Origin of the sequence: Comamonas sp. B-9 (assembly GCF_000410635.1) — a bacterium.
GTDB lineage: Bacteria > Pseudomonadota > Gammaproteobacteria > Burkholderiales > Burkholderiaceae_C > Comamonas.
Window position 1 is genome coordinate 1 of sequence record NZ_APCR01000130.1, and the last position, 19030, is coordinate 19030.

Below are 19030 nucleotides of genomic sequence, written 5' to 3' on the forward strand. Positions count from 1 at the left end.
GCCAGCGCGGCAGCGGCGTCGGCGGCGATCTGCTTCTTGGTGCGCTTTTTGGCGACGGGCTTGGCGTCTTCGACCGGCGCGGCCACCGCATCGGCCACGCCATGCACCAGGCGGCGCGGCTGGAAGGGGTGGCGCATCGCATGCAGCAGGTAGCGGCCGGTCTGCGAATCGGCCGCATCCATCACATCCTGCGTCGTGCCCTGGGCCACCAGGCGGCCGCCGCGCTTGCCGGCGCTGGGGCCGATATCGATCACATGGTCGGCGCGGCGGATCGTGTCCTCGTCATGCTCCACCACCACCAGCGTATTGCCCTTGGCGCCCAGCTTGTGCAGCGCATTGAGCAGGATATGGTTGTCGCGCGCATGCAGGCCAATCGTGGGCTCGTCGAGCACATAGCACACGCCTTGCAGATTGCTGCCCAGCTGCGCGGCCAGGCGAATGCGCTGCGCCTCGCCGCCCGACAAGGTGGGCGCGCCCCGGTCCAGGGTCAGATAGCCCAGGCCGACCTCTTCCAGAAAGGCCAGGCGGCTGTGGATCTCCGGCACCAGGTCGCGGGCGATATCGCTTTCGCGGCCCGACAGCACCAGGCCCTCGATCCAGAGCCGCACATCGGTGACCGACAGGCGGGCGATCGACGAGATCGACTGGCCGTGGAACAGCACCGCGCGGGCGGTGGCATTGAGGCGCGTGCCCTGGCAGGTCGGGCAGGTGGTTTCACCCACGTCCTCGGCCTCGGGCTCTTCAAAGCTTTGCTCGCGGCCCCGGTTGTCCTGGCCCATCACCGAGTCGTCATAGACCTTGCGCTGGTCCTTGGTCAGCTTGACGCCGGTGCCCACGCAGTCGGGGCACCAGCCATGCTTGCTGTTGTAGGAGAACAAACGCGGGTCCAGCTCGGCATAGCTGGTGGCGCAAACCGGGCAGGCGCGCTTGGTGGAGAACACCTGCAGCTGGCCAATGGCCGCCGTGTCGCTGCCCGCCTGCATCGCCGCTTCCAGGGTGCCGATGGCCGAGAGCACATGCAGCACGCCCTTGCCCAGCTCCAGCGCCGTGGCCAGCTTGTCGCGCAGCAGGGCCTCGTTCTCGGGCCGGATCTCGATGCTGGCCACTGGCAGCTCGACCGTGTGCTCCTTGAAGCGGTCCAGGCGCGGAAAGCCGGTGGTCGGCAGGAACTGGCCATCGACGCGCAGATGGGTGTAGCCACGCGGCCGCGCCCAGTCCGCCAATTCGGTGTACACGCCCTTGCGGGCGACCACCAGCGGGGCCATCAGGCCAATGAGCTGGCCCCGGTACTGCGTCATCAGCTGCGCGGCAATGCTCTCGGGGGTTTGCGGCTGCACCGCTGCACCGTCCTTGGTGCAGTGCTGCACGCCCAGCTTCACGTAGAGCAGGCGCAGAAAATGCCAGACCTCGGTCGTGGTGCCCACCGTGGATTTGCGCCCGCCGCGCGAGAGGCGCTGCTCGATCGCCACCGTTGGCGGGATGCCGTAGACCGCATCCACCTCGGGGCGGCCCGCCGGTTGCACGATGGAGCGCGCATAGGCGTTGAGCGACTCGAGGTAGCGGCGCTGGCCTTCGTTGAACAGGATGTCAAACGCCAAGGTCGATTTGCCCGAGCCCGACACGCCGGTGACGACGTTGAACTTGCCACGCGGAATGTCCACGCTCAGGTTCTTCAGGTTGTGCTCCTTGGCATTGATGATCTGGATGCTGTTGCCCGGCCCGGGCAGTGCAGCGGCTTGCGCTGCAGGCGCCAGCGCATAGGCCGGCCGCTGCTCGCGCACCTCGTGGGGTTGGCCGTCGCCGCGCTCACCCAGCATGGCCAGCTCGTAGTCGCGCAGTGCCTGCGCGGTGTAGGAGCGGCCGGACTTGCGCACCTCCTCGGGCGTGCCCTCTTCCACCACCTTGCCGCCGTCTTCGCCAGCATCGGGGCCCAGGTCGATCAGCCAGTCGCTGGCACGGATCACATCCAAGTTGTGCTCGATGACGATCAGCGAATGGCCGGCTTCGAGCAGCTTGCGCAGTGCGCGCATCAGCTTGGCAATGTCTTCAAAATGCAGGCCGGTGGTGGGCTCGTCAAACAGGAACAGGGTGCCCTTGCGCGCCAGCGTTTGCTTGGATTTGGAGGCGCTCTTGGCGGCCTCGGCCAGAAAGCCGGCGAGCTTGAGGCGCTGGGCCTCGCCACCCGACAAGGTCGGCACCGGCTGGCCGAGCTTCACATATTCCAGCCCCACATCGACGATGGGCTGCAGCGCACGGATCACCTCGCGGTCCTTGGCGAACAGCGCAGCCGCCTCGCTGACGGTCAGCTCCAGCACATCGGCCACGTTCATCAAGCGGCCATCGCGCTCGATGCGCACTTCCAGAATCTCGGCGCGGTAGCGCTTGCCGTCGCAATCGGGGCAGCGCAAGTAGACGTCGGAGAGGAACTGCATCTCCACATGCTCAAAGCCCGAGCCGCCGCAGGTCGGGCAGCGGCCATCGCCGCTGTTGAAGCTGAACTTGCCGGCGGTATAGCCGCGCTGCAGCGACAGCGGCGCGGTCGCAAACAGCTCGCGCACCGCATCCCAGGCGCCCACATAGCTGACCGGGTTGGAGCGCGCCGTCTTGCCAATCGGTGACTGGTCGACAAAGACGATGTCGGACAGATGGTCCGCCCCCAGCAGGCGCTGGTGCGCGCCGGCCAGCTCGGTGGGCTTGCCAAAATGGCGCATCAAGGCGGGGGCCAGCACATCCTGGATCAAGGTGGACTTGCCCGAGCCCGACACGCCGGTGACCACCACCATGCGCTGGAGCGGAAAATCCACCGACACGTTTTGCAGGTTGTGCTCGGTCGCGCCTTCCAGAATCAGGCGTGGCGTGCTCTCGGTCACCATGCGCTTGGCACCCATGCCCACCTGCTTGCGGCCGCCCAGATAGGCGCCAGTCAAGGTATCGGCATGGCGCAGTTCAAGAGGGCTGCCATCAAACACAATCTGCCCCCCCTTCTCGCCCGGGCCCGGGCCCATGTCGATCATGCGGTCGGCGGCAAACATCACCGCCGGGTCGTGCTCCACCACCACCAGGGTATTGCCCGCATCGCGCAAGCGCTTCATCGCCACGATGATCCGTTCCATATCACGCGGGTGGAGGCCGATCGAGGGCTCGTCGAGCACGAACAAGGTGTTGACCAGCGAAGTGCCCAGCGCCGTGGTCAGGTTGATGCGCTGCACCTCGCCACCACTCAAGGTGCGGCTCTGGCGGTCCAGCGTCAGGTAACCAATGCCGACATCGCAGAGGTAGAGCAGGCGGTTGCTGATTTCTTCATGCAGCAGGCGCAGCGCCTGCGCGTCGCCATCGTTGCTGCGGCGGATATCCATGCTGGCAAAGAACTGGCACAGCCGCACAATCGGCAGCAGCATCAGGTCGTGCAGGCTCAGGCCTGGCAAGGCTTCGAGCTGCTCGCGGCTCCAGGCCACACCGCGCGGCATGAAGCGCTGGGCCGGCGGCAGGGCCGCATCGGCGTCGGCCTTCGATCCCACGCGCCACAGCAGGCTCTCGGTCTTGAGGCGTGCACCGCCACAGACCGGACAAGGCGTGTAGCTGCGGTACTTGGACAGCAAGACGCGGATATGCATCTTGTAGGACTTGGTTTCCAGGTACTCGAAATAGCGGCGGATGCCATACCACTGGCGGCTCCAGTTGCCGTCCTTGTAGCCCTCTTCGCCATGGATGACCCAGTCCTTCTGCGCCTCGGTCAGCTTGGCCCAGGCGGTATCGCGGGGAATGCCCTGCGCCTCGGCATGGCGCATCAGATCGTCCTGGATCTCTTTCCAGGCCGGCGTCTGGATCGGCTTGATCACGCCGGTGCGCAAGGTCAGCTTGTCGTTGGGAATCACCAGGCCCCAGTCCACGCCAATGACCCGGCCAAAGCCCCGGCAGGCATCGCAGGCGCCCACGGCCGAGTTGAACGAGAACATCGACGGCGTCGGCTCGCGGTAGCGCAGGCCGCTTTCCGGGCAGTGCAGACCGGCAGAGAACTTCCACAACGCGGGCTCGGCGGCGTTGCCGTCCGCATCGGCCTCCGCGATGGCATACACCGTCATCTGGCCGCTGCCGCGCTTCAGGGCCACCTCGATGGCCTCGATCACGCGCGCCTTCTCGGCCTTGCTGAGGCGAAAGCGATCCGCTACCACATCGAGCAGCTTGACCCGCTGGGGCGCCTCTGCCGCAGCCTGCTTGCCGGCCTTGGGCTTTTTCTTGCTGCTGTCCACGGCAGCGGCATGGCGCACCACATCCACCTCGCGCTCGGCCTGCACCTTGGTAAAGCCGCTGGCCGACAGCCACTGCTCGACCTGTTCGGCGCTGGTGTTGGCCGGCAGCTCGACCGGGAAGGTGACCACGATGCGCGGGTCATCCGCCTGGGTGCGCTGCAGCAGCTGCTCGTAAATGCTCTCGGGCGTGTCATGCTGCACCGGCAAGGCGGTCTGCTGGTCAAACAGATGGCCAGCGCGCGCCACCAGCAGCTTCAGGTGGTCGTTCAGCTCGGTCATCGTGCCCACGGTGGAGCGCGAGCTGCGCACCGGGTTGGTCTGGTCAATCGCAATCGCCGGCGGCACGCCCTCGACCTTGTCGACCGCGGGCTTGTCCATGCGGTCGAGGAACTGGCGCGCATAGGCGCTGAAGGTCTCGACATAGCGGCGCTGCCCTTCGGCATACAGGGTGTCGAACACCAGGCTGGACTTGCCCGAGCCGCTGGGCCCGGTCACCACCGTCAACTCCCCCGTGCGGATATCCAGATCCAGATTCTTGAGGTTGTGCTGACGCGCACCACGGATGCGAATGTTTTCCTGAGACATACCGATGAGCTATCCAGTAATTCGTTGGCGCAGTCCAGCAACCGGATAAGCAAGCCCCCAGGCGCGGTGCCAGGGATGCCCAAACTCGGAAGGCCGACACGACTGCGTGGGGGCAAAATGATCGTGAACAACCATTCTAGGGAGTTCATTCATCGACTGAATCAGCTTGCGGCAAAGCCCTGCAAAACACTGTACATATTTACAGATATTAGCAAATCGGCGATGTATCCTGGCCACACACTTTTCGGCATAAAAAAACCCGCATCCTCTCGAATGCGGGTTGTGAAGCGGAAGGCGCGCTGGGCGCCCAAGGCTTGCTTAGAAGTTGTGGCGGATACCAGCAGCGAAGGTGCTGAAGTCGGCGCCGGAGATACCGGTGGCGTAGCTGGCGTTGGCCTTGTTGTCGACCTTGGTGTAGCCAGCGTACAGCTTGGAGCGCTTGCTCAGGTTGTAGTTGTAGCCCAGGATCAGCTGGCGTGCGCCGCTGTTGCTGACGTCGTCCCACTTGCCAGCCCAGCCGAAGCCAGCGACAAACTCGGAAGCGCCCATGGTGTACATACCGGTCACGCGGGCAGCGTTGCGCTTGCCGCGCAGCTCCTCGTCAGAGCGTTGGTAGTAAGCGCCCAGTTGGAAGGCGTTGATGGTGTAGTGCGCGCGCAGGCCCAGTTGCTTGTCGCCACCGACCTTGGTGAAGCCTGCACCCAGTGCCAGAGGACCGCTTTCCCAGTTGGCAGCCAGGTCGTAGCCGTTCTTGTCGTTGGTGCCAGCAGCCTTTTCGTGGAACGAAGCAGCGCCTTCAATGGTCAGGCCGCCCAGGAACACGGGGGTGCGGTAGGCGATCTTGTTGGAGTCGCGCATCACGTAGCTGTACAGCGCATCCGACAGCGAACCGGTGTCGTGGTTAGGCTGGTCCAGCACGCCGTAGTCAGCCACTGCGTAGTAGGACTCAGCGGTGAAGGTACCCAGACGCAGCATACCGAAGTTGCCAGCCAGGTTCACTTCGCTTTGGCGGCGGAAGGTCAGACCACCAGCGGAACCGGTGCCCGAGCCGTCATCCGAGTTGAAACCCGATTCCAGCACGAAGCCAGCCTTCAGGCCGCCACCGAGGTCTTCCGTGCCACGGAAACCGATACGCGATGCGTTGTTGAACAGGCCGGTGGTGGACACATCGCCCACCTTTTGGCGTTCCACCGAGGTGTTCACACGGCCATAAACCTGCACGCTGCTTTGAGCCAGTGCAGCGGTAGAGCCAGCAATGGCCAAGGTGGCAATCATCAAACGATTCAGTGAACGCATAGTGTCCTCGGGGATGTAGTCATTAAAAATGGTTGGACGGTGCTGTTGGGGTCCGCACAGGGCAGGTTTCAGCCCGTCACATAATGTTAATTCTAGGCGGCAGTCCCCGAAAAACGCGCTGAATATCTTGCAGTTTTTGCGAGAGTGACGCATCGCTACCACACTTATGTGACACACCCTGGTATTAACCATGAGATACCAAACCGCGCAGAAAAAAACAGCACCCGAAGGTGCTGTTGGGAGGTGAAGGCCACGGGTATCAGGTCATCCGCATACCCGCGGCCAGCTCGCAGTGCTGAGGTTCAGTCGTTCGCGTAGATATCCACATCCTTGGTTTCACGCACAAACAAGGTTCCGATCACGAAGGTGATGCCGGCGATGATGATCGGGTACCAGAGGCCGTTGTACATATTGCCGGTCTGGGCGACGATCGCGAAGGCCGTCGTCGGCAGCAGACCACCGAACCAGCCATTGCCGATGTGGTAGGGCCGCGACATGGAGGTGTAGCGGATGCGGGTCGGGAACATTTCCACCAGCATCGCGGCAATCGGCCCGTAGACCATGGTCACCAGCAGCACCAGGTAGGTCAGCAGTACCACGGTCAAGACCTTGTTCGTCTTGGCGGGGTCGGCCTTGGCAGGGTAGCCGTCCTTGGCCAGGGTTTCCGCCACAGCCTTCTTGAACGCACCGTCCTTGGCCTTCAGATCGTCGCCACTCAGGCCCGCAGCCGAGTAGCTGGGGATGGTGTCGTTGCCGATCTTGATGACCGCCGTCGTGCCCGCAGGGGCGGCCTCGGTTTCATAGCTCACTGAGTTGGCGGCCAGCAGTTGCTTGGCCACATCGCAGGAGCTGGTGAACTTGGAGGTACCCGTCGGGTTGAACTGGAAGGAGCACTCGGCCGGGTTGGCCACGACCACCACCTTGTTCTTGGCTTGCGCCGCTGCCAGATCGGGGTTGGCCGCTTCGGTCAGCATCTTGAACACAGGGAAGTAGGTCAGCACGGCCAGCAGGCAGCCCGCCATGATGATGGGCTTGCGGCCGATCTTGTCGGACAGCGCACCAAAGATCACGAAGAACGGCGTTGCGATCAGCAGGGCCACGGCGATCATCAGATTGGCACTGACAGCATCGACCTTGAGCTGTTGGGTCAGGAAGAACAGCGCATAGAACTGGCCGGTGTACCAGACCACGGCCTGGCCGGCGGTCAGGCCGATCAGTGCCAGAATCACGATCTTCAGGTTCTTCCACTGGCCAAACGACTCGCGCAGCGGGGCCTTGGAGGTCTTGCCTTCGGCCTTCATGCGCTGGAACGCAGGCGATTCGGACAAGGTCATACGGATCCACACCGACACACCCAGCAGCAGAATCGACACTAGGAACGGAATGCGCCAGCCCCAGTCATTGAAGGCGGGCTCGCCCATCACGGTACGCGTGCCCAGAATCACCAGCAGGGACAGGAACAAGCCCAGGGTCGCCGTGGTCTGGATCCAGGAGGTGTAGGCACCACGCTTGCCGTGCGGCGCATGCTCGGCAACGTACGTTGCCGCACCACCGTATTCACCACCCAAGGCCAGACCTTGCAGCATGCGCAGCACGATCAAGATGATGGGCGCTGCCACGCCGATGCTGGCGTAGTTGGGCAAGATACCGACGATGAAGGTCGATGCGCCCATCAGCAAGATGGTGACCAGGAACGTGTACTTGCGCCCGATCATGTCGCCCAGGCGGCCGAACACCAGCGCGCCAAAGGGGCGCACGATAAAGCCGGCCGCAAAGGCCAGCAACGCAAAGATGAAGGCGGAAGTTGGGTCCAGTCCGGAGAAGAACTGTTTGGCGATGATGGCCGCCAGCGAGCCGTAGAGATAGAAGTCGTACCACTCAAAAACGGTGCCGAGTGACGAGGCGAAGATGACCTTGCGCTCCTCCTTGGTCATCGGCCGTGCTGCTGCACTGGTTGCCATGCTGTTGTCTCCTTGTAGTGTTGCCGCTCTTTTGTTTGGCGGACACTGCATTCTTCAAGCAAGCGCTGACCCAAGTCTGACGGTTTTCCAACACAAGCTTGCAATCTGCTGACAATTCGCTGACAAAATCCAGCGCAACCCGCACAAAGCGTTTTGCGATGCGGAATATCGCTGCACTGCAGCAGCAACCAAGGGAAAGTCCCAGTGCGGGAAAAACCGCTGGAAAAGGCGTTTTCAGCGGCGCAGAAGCTGGAAATCAGCGCTTGGGCAAACCGGAGGGGCGGTCTGCTGCCGAATCCCATTGGCCATCGGCAAACCAGGCGTCGCCGTTCAGGTAGGCGCTCAGCATCGGCAGGCCGTCCAGGCCCCAGAACAGCTTGCCGTCCAGCACCATGCTGGGCACGCCAAACACGCCGGCGGCAGCAGCGGCATCGGTATTGCTGCGCAAGGCCTGCTTGGCCTCCTGCTCGGCCGCATCGCCATGGCGCAGCTGCTCGGCAAGCGTTTGCTCCAAGGCCTGCAGGCGCTGCGCATCCAGCGCATCGGCGCCACCCAGCCAGACATGGCGAAAGATCGCATCGGCGGTGAAGCGGTTGATGCAGCCGCCTTGGCCCGTGCGCAAGGCCAGGCGCAGCAAGGGCAAGGGGTTGAAGGGGTGCTGGGCGGGCATTTGCAGACCGCAGCCCAGGCTGTGGCCCAGCCAGCTGGCATGGCGGTAGGTCCATTCGCGCTTGCCGGCAATGCCGGCCGGGCCGGGGTTGGCATGCTGCTGCAGCAAGGCACCCAGCAAGACGGGCCGGTAGCGCACATGCACGCTATGGCCTTGCAGCGCCTGCGGCAGCGCATGGAAAGCCAGCCAGGCGTAGGGGGAGACAAAGTCCAGGTAGAAATCGATGCTTTTCATACCCGGCTCCTGTCAGGCCGCCGGCACCAGCGGCCGGCCATTGCTGCCCAAGCCCGCACGGCCCAGCGCCTGCAGCCAGATCTGCTGGCGCTCTGCGGTGTCGGCCTTGGACCAGGCACGGATCTCATCGATCGAGCGGTAGCAGCCGATGCAGTGGCTGCGGTCCGCATTCATCTTGCACAGCGACACGCAGGGCGATGGCACGACATCGCTGTAATCGGCGCCAAAGGCGCCAGTCACCCGCACCTGCTTGGTGCGGGCTGCCAGCGGCGCGGGCGAAGCCACAGGCAGCTCCACCGGTTTGTCCATTTGTTCCGTCATGCCGCCTCCTTGACCACATCGGCCACCGGCGCGCCGGTCAGCGCTTCCAGATCGGCCGGCGCCAGCGCAAACACGCCGTTCGGGTGGCCTGCGGCAGCCCAAATCTGTTCAAAACGGAACAGCTCCCGGTCAATCAGGGTAACGGGCTGGCTCACATGGCCGACGGGCGAGACACCGCCAATCGCAAAGCCGGTACGGCCTTTCACAAACTCCGCATCCGCGCGGCCCACCGGGCCGACCAGTCCGGCGACCTTGGCCTCGTCCACGCGGCAGTCGCCCGAGGTGATGACCAGCACGCAGGCGTCATCGCTCTTGCGGCGGAAAATAATGCTCTTGGCAATCTGGCCCAGCGCAATGCCCAGCGCATCGGCCGCTTCCTGGGCCGTGCGCGCTGCCACCTCCAGCATCTGCGGCCCATGCGGATGGCCCTTGTCCTGCAGCACCCTGGCTACCCGCTGCACCCCTTCGGGCAGGCTCAGCAACTCCGCTCCACACATGGTTCAACTCCTTGTTAAGCGACGATTGTGCCGTTTAGCAGGCTCCGCTGCAGCGCAGCGGGCATTCGCGAGCCCGCGCTGGGCGATCAACCCGCGCGCTTGTTCATCAGCGCCACGGCCACGCGCGAGTTGGGCTTGCGCTGCAAAAAGTCGCTGATGTAGATGCCCGCATCGACGAGCTTGTCCAGGTCAATGCCGGTCTCGATGCCCATGCCATGCAGCATGTAGACCAGGTCTTCGGTGGCGACATTGCCGGTCGCGCCCTTGGCATAGGGGCATCCGCCCAGGCCGGCGATGGACGACTGGAAGTTCCAGATACCCAGCTCCAGCGACGCCAAGGTGTTGGGCAGCGCCTGGCCATAGGTGTCGTGGAAATGCCCGCTCACTTGGTCCAGATTGAAATACTGCAAGGTCGCTTCCAGCGCCTTTTGCACCTTGATCGGTGTGCCCACGCCGATGGTGTCGGCCACATCGACGCGCTCGACGCCAATGCCCTTCATCAGCTCGGCCAGGTAGGCCACGCGCGAAGGCGCAATCTCGCCCTCATACGGGCAGCCCACGGTGCAGCTCATCGCGCCGCGCACCGCAATGCCGGCGGCCTTGGCCGCTTCCACCACCGGCGCAAAGCGCTCGATGCTCTCGGCAATCGAGCAGTTGATATTGCGCTGGCTGAAGGCCTCGCTGGCCGCGCCAAACACCACGATCTCATCGGGCTTGGAGGCCACGGCCGCTTCATAGCCCTTCATGTTCGGGGTCAGCACCGAATAGCGCACACCGGCCTTGCGCGCCAGCCCCGCCATCACCTCGGCGTTGTCGCCCATCTGGGGGACCCACTTGGGGCTGACAAAGCTGGTCACCTCGATCTCGGTCAGGCCCGCATCCTGCAGGCGCTGGGTCAGCTCGATCTTGACGGCCGCCGGCACCGGCGATTTCTCGTTCTGCAGGCCATCGCGCGGGCCGACATCAATCAATTGGACTCGTTGGGGGTAGCGGGCCATGGGGCGTCTCCTGGGGTATTTCTTAAAAACGGGGGCGGAATCAGTATCCGCGATCGGCATAGACCATGCCGCCAGGCTTCTCTCCGGCGGCAAAGGCCTGGAGCTTGTGCAGGATCTGCTGCAAGGTCTCCTCGGGCAAGGTGCGGGCGGAGCTGTGCGGCGTGATGCGGATCTGCGGCTGCTGCCAGAACGGGTGCTCGGCCGGTAAGGGCTCGGTGCGGAACACATCCAAGGTGGCACCAGCCACCTGGCCGCTGTCCAGCGCGGCCAGCAGGTCGGCGTCGACCAGGTGCGCGCCGCGCGCCACATTGATCACATAGGCGCCCGGCTGCAGCTGTGCCAGCAGGCCGGCATCGATGATGTTCTCGGTCTGCGCGGTCAGCGGCAGCAGGTTGACGAGGATACGCGTAGCACGCAGAAAGTCCGGCAGCTGCGCGCTGCCAGCAAAACACTGCACACCGGCGATCTGCTTGGGCGAGCGGCTCCAGCCGCGCACCGGAAAAGCAAACTGCGCCACCGCCTGGGCCACGCGCTCGCCCAGCACACCCAGGCCCATCACGCCGACGGGAAAGTCGCTGCGCGAGCGCAAGGGCTGCTGCGCCCAGACGCCAGCGCTTTGCTGGGCCCGGTACGGCGCCAGATCGCGGAAATGGTCGATGACCGCATGGCAGACATACTCGGCCATCTGCACGGCCATGCCGGCGTCTTCCAGCCGCAGCACCGGCACGCCGGGCGGCAGCTGGCGGGCAAACAGCGCATCCACGCCAGCCCCCATGTTGAAGATCGCCTTGAGGCCGGCGCCTTGCTCGTCGAACAGCTGCTGCGGCGGCTTCCAGACCAGCGCGTAATCGGCCTGCGCCATGCCGGGTGTCCAGCCGCAGGCTTGGGCCTGGGGAAGGTGCAGGCGAATCGCATCCAGCCAGGGCTGGAGTTCATCGCTGTCGGTGTAGACGAGAATTTTCATGGCCGGCATTTCAGCACAGAAAAGGGTGCTGCGCCGTCACAGACAGCGCAGCGGCCCTGTCAGGCGGCGCCGACCTGCAGCTTGAGCAGTTCGGCGCCCTCAGTCACCTGGTCACCGGGCGCAAACAGCAGCTCCAGCACCTCGCCATCGGCCGGGGCGGCAATCGTGTGCTCCATCTTCATCGCCTCCATCACCGCCAGCGGCTGGCCCTTGCTGACCTTGTCACCGGCCTTGACCGCAAACGACACCACCTTGCCCGGCATCGGGGCCGTCAGGCGCCCGCCTTCGCTGCCGGCCTCACCGGCATGGGCCAGCGCATCGATGGCGGTGATCTCGGCCGCGCCGCGCGGGGCGAACACATGCACCACCTCGCCCTGCTGCCAGGTCTGCACCTGGTCACGCTGGCCGTTGAACTGCAGCTCCACCAACTCCCCGTTGGGGCTGAACTGCAGCGGGCCGGTGGCATCGCCCACCGTCAGCACCAGGCCAGCGGCCTCGTAGCGCAGCGCCGCCTGCAGCTTGTCGCCGCCAAACTCGAAGTCAAAGCGGCGCTCGGTCACGCCATGCGATTGCCAGCCATCGCGGCGGCTGAAGGGGTCGTGGCTCTCGGTAGCGCGCTCCTGCAGCAGCTCGGCCACCACGGCAGCGGCCGCAGCGGTGTCCAGGCCCAGGCCGCGCTGCTTGAAGAGCCGTGCCTCTTCGCGCTGGATCAGCGCCGTATCGAGCTTGGCCTGGCCAAACGATGGCGTGGCCAGGATATGGCGCAGGAACTGCACATTGGTCTGCAGGCCGACAATGCGCACCGCAGCCAGCGCCGCATCCAGCCGCGCCAGCGCCTGGGCGCGGTCTGCGCCGTGGACGATGAGCTTGGCGATCATGCTGTCGTAGAAGGGGCTGATGGCATCGCCTTCGCGCACGCCATCGTCAATGCGCACATCGCTGATCGCAAAGCTGCTGCAGTCGGGCTTGCGGTAGACATGCAGGGTGCCGGTGGCGGGCAGGAAGTTGTTGTCCGGGTTCTCGGCGCAGATACGCGCTTCGATCGCATGGCCGCTGATCTTCAGCTCGGCTTGCTGCTTGGGCAGCGGCTGGCCATTGGCCACCAGCAGCTGCCACTGCACCAGGTCTTCGCCAGTGATGGCCTCGGTCACTGGATGCTCGACCTGCAGGCGCGTGTTCATTTCCATGAAGTAGAACTTCATCGCCTCGGGCTGGTCGTAGCCGCCGGGCTGCTCGACGATGAATTCCACCGTGCCCGCACCCACATAGCCCACGGCCTTGGCCGCTGCCACCGCGGCCTCGCCCATCTGCTGGCGCAGTGCGGCGGTCATGCCCGGTGCCGGCGCCTCTTCCAGCACCTTCTGGTGGCGGCGCTGCACCGAGCAGTCGCGCTCGAACAGGTAGACGCAGTTGCCCTGGCTGTCGCCAAACACCTGGATCTCGATATGGCGGGGGCGCAGCACGTATTTCTCGATCAGCACCGCATCATTGCTGAAGCTGTTGATGGCCTCGCGCTTGCAGGATTCCAGCGCGGCAGCAAAGTCCTCGCTCTTTTCCACCAGGCGCATGCCCTTGCCTCCGCCGCCGGCGCTGGCCTTGATCAGCACCGGGTAACCGATGCGGTCGGCCTCCGCGTGCAGCATGGCCGGGTCCTGGCCGGCACCGTGGTAGCCGGGCACCAGCGGCACGCCGGCCTTTTCCATCAGCTGCTTGGATTCGGCCTTCAGGCCCATCGCACGGATGGCATTGGCCGGCGGGCCGATGAACACCAGGCCCGCAGCGGCGCAGGCCACGGCAAAGTCTTCGTTCTCGCTCAAAAAGCCGTAGCCGGGGTGGATGGCCTGGGCGCCGGTGGCCTTGGCGGCTTCGATGATGCGTTCCCAGCGCAGGTAGCTGTCCTTGGGGGCGCTGCCGCCGATGTGCACCGATTCGTCGCAGGCGGCCACATGCTTGGCATGGGCGTCGGCATCGGAATAGACGGCCACGGTCTTGACGCCCATGCGGCGGGCGGTAGCGGCGACGCGGCAGGCAATCTCACCACGGTTGGCGATCAAAATTTTCGAGAACATAGAACAATCTCCTCAGTCTTCTTCCCTGACCCCGGCCCGCCTTTGCAAGCCCCCGGTCAATATCGTTGGTGATCCGCGCCCGTGGCGGCCAAGGCCACCGGCTCTTCATGGCCCAGCCACCGGCGAATCCGGCGCACCACGGCCCGCAAAAACTTCCACAACACCCAGGTCATCACCCACATCAGCACCAGCACCACGGCCAGCGCCAGCGCAAACACCAGCGGGTGGTGGATGGCCAGCCACACCGCGCCGATCGAGACCCCGTCTTCGACCAGGCTCGCGCCCCAGTTGGAGAAAGGCTCCGGGCTGGTGTTGATCGCCGCGCGCGTCGTGGTCTTGGCCACCTGGCTGCTCAGCGCCAAGGTGCCGCCCATCAGGGCTGCCGCTGTCGCCATCGTCGCGTTGTCGGTGCCAAACACGCTGGCCGCCAAGGCCGCACCCGCTGGCACCCGCACCACGCTTTGCACCACATCCCAGACCGAGTCCACGCCGGGGATCTTGTCGGCAAAGAACTCGACAAACAGCAGCGCGCCGCTGATGAACAGGATCACCGGCTGCTGCAGCACCGTCAGCCCACCGGGCAGTTGCAGCACGCCGGTGGCGCCCAGCATGCCCGTCACAAACACCACCGCGTAGAGCCGAAAGCCACTGGCCCAACCGAGCGCAGCCGCCAACGCCATCAGCTGGCCCCAGTCCCACTGCGCCATGGCCTGGCCCATCTGGCCGGCCACCTGGCCGACCTGGTCGGCCGCCTGCCCCACCGTGTGGGCGGTGTCCTTGTCCAGATGCAGGCCGATGCCGTGCAGCCAGTTGACGATGGTGTTCAAAATATCCATGGTGGTGCTCCTCAGTGCCAGTCAGCAAACGCGCTGTTTATAGCGCCAATGCCCGCTTGCTGTCTGCCATCCAAGGCCGCGTTAGGGCTGCATCAGCCTCCCAGCCAGCTGGGTTTGCGTTTGTTCAAGAAGGCCTGCACGCCTTCCTTGCCTTCGGCGCTGGCGCGGATGTCGGCAATGCCGGCCACGGTCTCGGCGATCAGCGCCTCGTCCACCTCGCGGCCGGCCACATCGAGCACCAGCTTTTTGCAGGCCTGCACTGCCGCCGGGCTGGCGCTCAGCAGGTGCTTGAGCAGGCCGTCGACGGCGCTGTCCAGCGCCTCGGCCTCCACCACCTGGTGCACAAAGCCGCTGCGCAGCGCTTCGGCAGCGTCAAAGCGCTCGCCGGTCAGAAAGTAGCGGTGCGCCGCACGCGGGCCCATCGCGCGGATCACATACGGGCTGATCGTGGCCGGGATCAGGCCGATCTTTACCTCGCTGAGGCAAAAACCGGCATGGCTGGCCGCCACCGCCATGTCGCAGCAGGCCACCAGGCCCATGCCGCCGGCGTAGACATCGCCCTGCACCCGCGCAATCGTCGGCTTGGGGCAGGTGTAGATCACGCGCAGCATCTCGGCGAGCTTGCCGGCATCGACCAGGTTCTCCTCGCGGGTGTAGTCGGCCATGGCGCGCATCCAGTTCAGGTTGGCGCCAGCGCAGAAGGCCGGGCCTTCGGCGGCCAGCACCACGGCGCGGACCTGGGCCTGCGCACCCACCCAGCTGAAGGCGCGGGTGATGTCGGCAATCACCTCATCGCTGAAGGCATTGCGCACATCGGGCTGGGTCAGCGTGATGGTGGCCACCGGTCCAGCGGCTTCGACGGTCAGAAATGTACTTTTCATGGTGTCCTCTCTGTCCTTACATGCGGAAGATGCCGAATCGGGTGTCCTCGATCGGTGCATTGCGCGTGGCCGCCAGGCCCAGCGCCAGCACGCGGCGGGTATCGGCCGGGTCGATGACGCCATCGTCCCACAGGCGTGCCGAGGCGTAGTAAGGGTGGCCCTGGTCCTCGTACTGCTGGCGGATGGGCGCCTTGAAGGCCTCTTCCTCTTCTGCCGTCCAGGCGCCGCCCCGGCCTTCGATGCCATCGCGCTTGACCGTGGCCAGCACGCTGGCCGCCTGCTCGCCGCCCATCACGCTGATGCGCGCGTTCGGCCACATCCACAAGAAGCGCGGGCTGTAGGCCCGGCCACACATGCCGTAGTTGCCGGCACCAAAGCTGCCGCCGATGATGATGGTGAACTTGGGCACGCTGGCCGTGGCCACCGCCGTCACCAGCTTGGCGCCGTGGCGGGCAATGCCCTCGTTCTCGTACTTGCGGCCGACCATGAAGCCGGTGATGTTCTGCAGGAACACGAGCGGAATCTTGCGCTGGCAGCACAGCTCGATGAAGTGCGCGCCCTTGACGGCCGACTCGCTGAACAGAATGCCGTTGTTGGCGATGATGCCCACTTCCATGCCCTCTACGCGGGCAAAGCCGCAGACCAGCGTCGCGCCAAAACGGGCCTTGAACTCGTCGAAATCGCTGCCATCGACGATGCGGGCGATGATTTCGCGCACATCAAAGGGCTTGCGCGTATCGACCGGGATCACGCCATACAGCTCATCGGCCGGGTAGGCCGGTGCCTGTGGCGCCTTGTCGGCGGCATGGGGCTGCTTGGCCTTGTTCAGGTGGCTCACGGCCTTGCGGGCCAGCGCCAGCGCATGGGTGTCGTTGTCAGCCAGGTGGTCGGCCACGCCCGAGAGGCGCGTGTGCACATCGCCACCGCCCAGGTCTTCGGCGCTCACCACCTCGCCGGTCGCAGCCTTCACCAGCGGCGGGCCACCCAAAAAGATCGTCCCCTGGTTCTTCACAATGATGGACTCATCGCTCATCGCCGGCACATAGGCGCCGCCAGCGGTGCAAGACCCCATGACCACGGCGATCTGCGCAATGCCCTGGGCCGACATATTGGCCTGGTTGTAGAAGATGCGGCCAAAGTGCTCACGGTCAGGGAAGACCTCGTCCTGGTTGGGCAGGTTGGCGCCGCCCGAATCGACCAGGTAAATGCAGGGCAGGCGGTTTTGCGCCGCCACTTCCTGGGCGCGCAAATGTTTTTTTACCGTCATCGGGTAGTAGGTACCGCCTTTGACCGTGGCATCATTGCACACGATCATGCAGTCCACCCCACTGACGCGGCCCACGCCGGCGATCAGGCCCGCACCGGGTGCATCGTTGTTGTACATGTTCAGCGCAGCCAGCGGCGCCAGCTCCAAGAAGGGCGTGCCGGGGTCCAGCAGCATCTGCACGCGGTCACGCGGCAGCAGCTTGCCCCGGCCCAGGTGCTTGGCACGGGCGGCTTCGCCACCGCCTTGCGCCACCTTGGCGGACTGGGCCCGCAGGTCCTCCACAATGCTGCGCATGGCTTGCGCATTGGTCTGAAAATCTGCCGACCGGGCATTCAGCTGGGTTGCGAGTTTGCTCATGCTTGTCCTCTTCAATGTTCTAGCGTTCCGTTCAGAAACGCGTTTTCTTTAAAAATAGTCTGCTGCCAAACGAATCCGCACCATGCACACCGTCGAAACCGTCCTGCTCGTCCTGATGATCGGTGCCGTCACCGGCATCATTGCGCGCTACATCCGGGCCATTCCGCTGCCGCTGATCCAGATCATGCTGGGCGCGGCGCTGTCCTGGCCACAAAAAGGCCTGCATATCGATTTCGACCCCGGCCTGTTCATGCTGCTGTTCATTCCGCCGCTGCTGTTTGCCGACGGTTGGCGCATTCCCAAGCGCGAGTTCTTTGCGCTGTACCGCCCTATTCTGCGGCTGGCCTTCGGCCTGGTGCTGTTTACCGTGATTGGCCTGGGCTACCTGATCCACTGGATGATTCCAGAGATCCCGCTGACCGTGGCCTTTGCACTGGCCGCCGTGATATCGCCCACCGATGCGGTGGCCGTCTCGGCCATCACGCGCAACCTGGGCATGCCGGCCCACACCATGCATGTGCTCGAAGGCGAATCGCTGCTCAATGATGCCTCGGGCCTGGTGGCGCTGAAATTTGCCATCGCCGCTACCTTGACCGGCCTGTTCTCCTGGACCCAGGTCACGCAGGAGTTTTTGTGGATCGCACTGGGCGGCCTGGGCGTGGGCGCTGCGGTGGGCTGGGGTTTCAGCTACCTGCGCGATACCGTCACCCGCCGCCTGGGCGATGTGGCCGCCACGCAGATGGTGCTGCTCTTGGTGCTGCTGCCCTTTGCGGCCTACCTGCTGGGCGAAAAAATTGGCGTCTCCGGCATTCTGGCGGCCGTAGCTGCGGGCGTGGCCACCAATTTTGGCGACCTGAACCGGGCCGACTACATCTCCGAGCGCATGCAGACCGCCGGTACCTGGGCGATGGTGGAATCGGCCTTCAACGGCGCGATCTTCCTGCTGCTGGGCCTGCAGCTGCCGTCGATCATCGGCGTGACCTTGCGCGATGCCGGCCATGACTGGTGGATTCTGGTGGGCTATGTCGCCATCATCTCGATCGCGCTTTTGGCGCTGCGCTGGATCTGGTTGATGCTGGGCGTCAGCCGCAGCCTGCACAAGGCCCACCAGGCCGGCAAGCTGGTCAAAAAACCCGACCTGTGGCTGAACCTGGCCACGACCCTGGCGGGCATCCGTGGTGCGGTCACCTTGGCCGGTGCGCTGTCGGTGCCGCTGCTCTTGAACAACGGCCAGCCGTTTCCGGCACGTGACATGCTGATCTTTCTGGCCACCGGCACCATCTTGTTCACCCTGGTGATCGGCAGCATCGGCCTGCCACTGGTGCTGCGCCGCGTGCAGGCGGTGAGCGAGCCCGAATCGGTGCGCGAAGAGCGCCAGGCGCGCATTGCAGCCTGCCGCGCTGCGATCAACAGCCTGGCGATGAGCGACGACGATGCCGCCCAGCAGCCCACCGAATGGCAGGCCCAGCAGCACGAAATCGAAGGCCGCATTGCGCGCGAGTACCGCAACCGTATCGACCTGCTGGATGAAGAGCGCACGCCCGAAACCGCCGAGGTGCAAGACCTGGCCACGCCCGACGCGGTGCAGGAGCGCCGCCTGCGCTATGTGGCTGAGCTGGAGATGCGGCTCAACTGCATCAAGGTCGAGCGCCACACCATCTACGCCGAGCGGCACAACAACCGCATCAACGACGAATCGCTGCGCAGCCTGGTCCAGGAGCTGGACCTGAGCGAGATCACCTTGCGCAAGCGCCTGGAAGTGGCCCGCCGCGCCGCCGCCAAGCAAGCTGCCAAGCTGGAAGGGCATTGATCGTTCAGGCGGGTGCTGCATGGCGGCGCTCTGC

At 64.8% G+C, this 19030-nt stretch carries 13 protein-coding genes; 1 reads left to right on the plus strand and 12 read right to left on the minus strand.

Annotated elements, in window-relative coordinates; translation table 11 throughout:
• The 12 genes from uvrA to H928_RS0100940 form a co-directional block, all read right to left on the minus strand.
• Positions 1 to 4835: excinuclease ABC subunit UvrA (gene uvrA / locus H928_RS0100885; RefSeq protein WP_021024788.1), on the minus strand; the 4835-nt coding region annotated here is incomplete at its 3' end.
• Between the two features lie 318 nt (positions 4836 to 5153).
• A complete protein-coding gene (locus H928_RS0100890) occupies positions 5154 to 6131 on the minus strand; it encodes a porin (RefSeq protein WP_027010383.1) in 978 nt (325 codons plus the stop codon).
• Between the two features lie 302 nt (positions 6132 to 6433).
• Complete coding sequence (locus tag H928_RS0100895; protein WP_027010384.1) at positions 6434 to 8092, minus strand: MFS transporter; 1659 nt, start codon at positions 8090 to 8092, stop codon at positions 6434 to 6436.
• 256 nt (positions 8093 to 8348) lie between these two features.
• On the minus strand, positions 8349 to 8996 hold the full coding sequence (locus H928_RS0100900) for a DsbA family protein (RefSeq protein WP_021024791.1): 648 nt from the start codon (positions 8994 to 8996) through the stop codon (positions 8349 to 8351).
• Between the two features lie 12 nt (positions 8997 to 9008).
• Positions 9009 to 9317, minus strand: a complete 309-nt coding sequence (locus H928_RS0100905) for a DUF1289 domain-containing protein (RefSeq protein ID WP_239644864.1) — start codon at positions 9315 to 9317, stop codon at positions 9009 to 9011.
• Positions 9314 to 9814, minus strand: a complete 501-nt coding sequence (locus H928_RS0100910) for a YbaK/EbsC family protein (protein WP_021024793.1) — start codon at positions 9812 to 9814, stop codon at positions 9314 to 9316. The genes H928_RS0100905 and H928_RS0100910 overlap by 4 nt, the downstream gene beginning before the upstream one ends.
• An 86-nt stretch (positions 9815 to 9900) precedes the next feature.
• The gene (locus H928_RS0100915; RefSeq protein WP_021024794.1) at positions 9901 to 10812 is read right to left on the minus strand and encodes a hydroxymethylglutaryl-CoA lyase; all 912 of its coding nucleotides are present in this window, start codon (positions 10810 to 10812) and stop codon (positions 9901 to 9903) included.
• Between the two features lie 40 nt (positions 10813 to 10852).
• Complete coding sequence (locus tag H928_RS0100920; RefSeq protein ID WP_027010386.1) at positions 10853 to 11776, minus strand: glyoxylate/hydroxypyruvate reductase A; 924 nt, start codon at positions 11774 to 11776, stop codon at positions 10853 to 10855.
• A gap of 59 nt (positions 11777 to 11835) precedes the next feature.
• Positions 11836 to 13845, minus strand: coding sequence for an acetyl/propionyl/methylcrotonyl-CoA carboxylase subunit alpha (locus tag H928_RS0100925; RefSeq protein WP_021024796.1), 2010 nt, complete (start codon positions 13843 to 13845; stop codon positions 11836 to 11838).
• Between the two features lie 56 nt (positions 13846 to 13901).
• Entirely contained in the window at positions 13902 to 14681 is a 780-nt protein-coding gene (locus H928_RS25620; protein WP_021024797.1) for a DUF4126 domain-containing protein, read from the minus strand.
• A 92-nt stretch (positions 14682 to 14773) separates the two neighbouring features.
• On the minus strand, positions 14774 to 15562 hold the full coding sequence (locus H928_RS0100935; protein ID WP_021024798.1) for an enoyl-CoA hydratase/isomerase family protein: 789 nt from the start codon (positions 15560 to 15562) through the stop codon (positions 14774 to 14776).
• Positions 15563 to 15578: 16 nt separating this feature from the next.
• A complete protein-coding gene (locus H928_RS0100940; RefSeq protein WP_021024799.1) occupies positions 15579 to 17186 on the minus strand; it encodes a carboxyl transferase domain-containing protein in 1608 nt (535 codons plus the stop codon).
• An 82-nt stretch (positions 17187 to 17268) separates the two neighbouring features.
• Between H928_RS0100940 and H928_RS0100945 the strand changes: the two genes are divergently transcribed.
• Positions 17269 to 18996: a Na+/H+ antiporter gene (locus H928_RS0100945; RefSeq protein WP_021024800.1), complete on the plus strand. Its 1728-nt coding sequence runs from the start codon at positions 17269 to 17271 to the stop codon at positions 18994 to 18996.
• Positions 18997 to 19030: the final 34 nt, after the last annotated feature.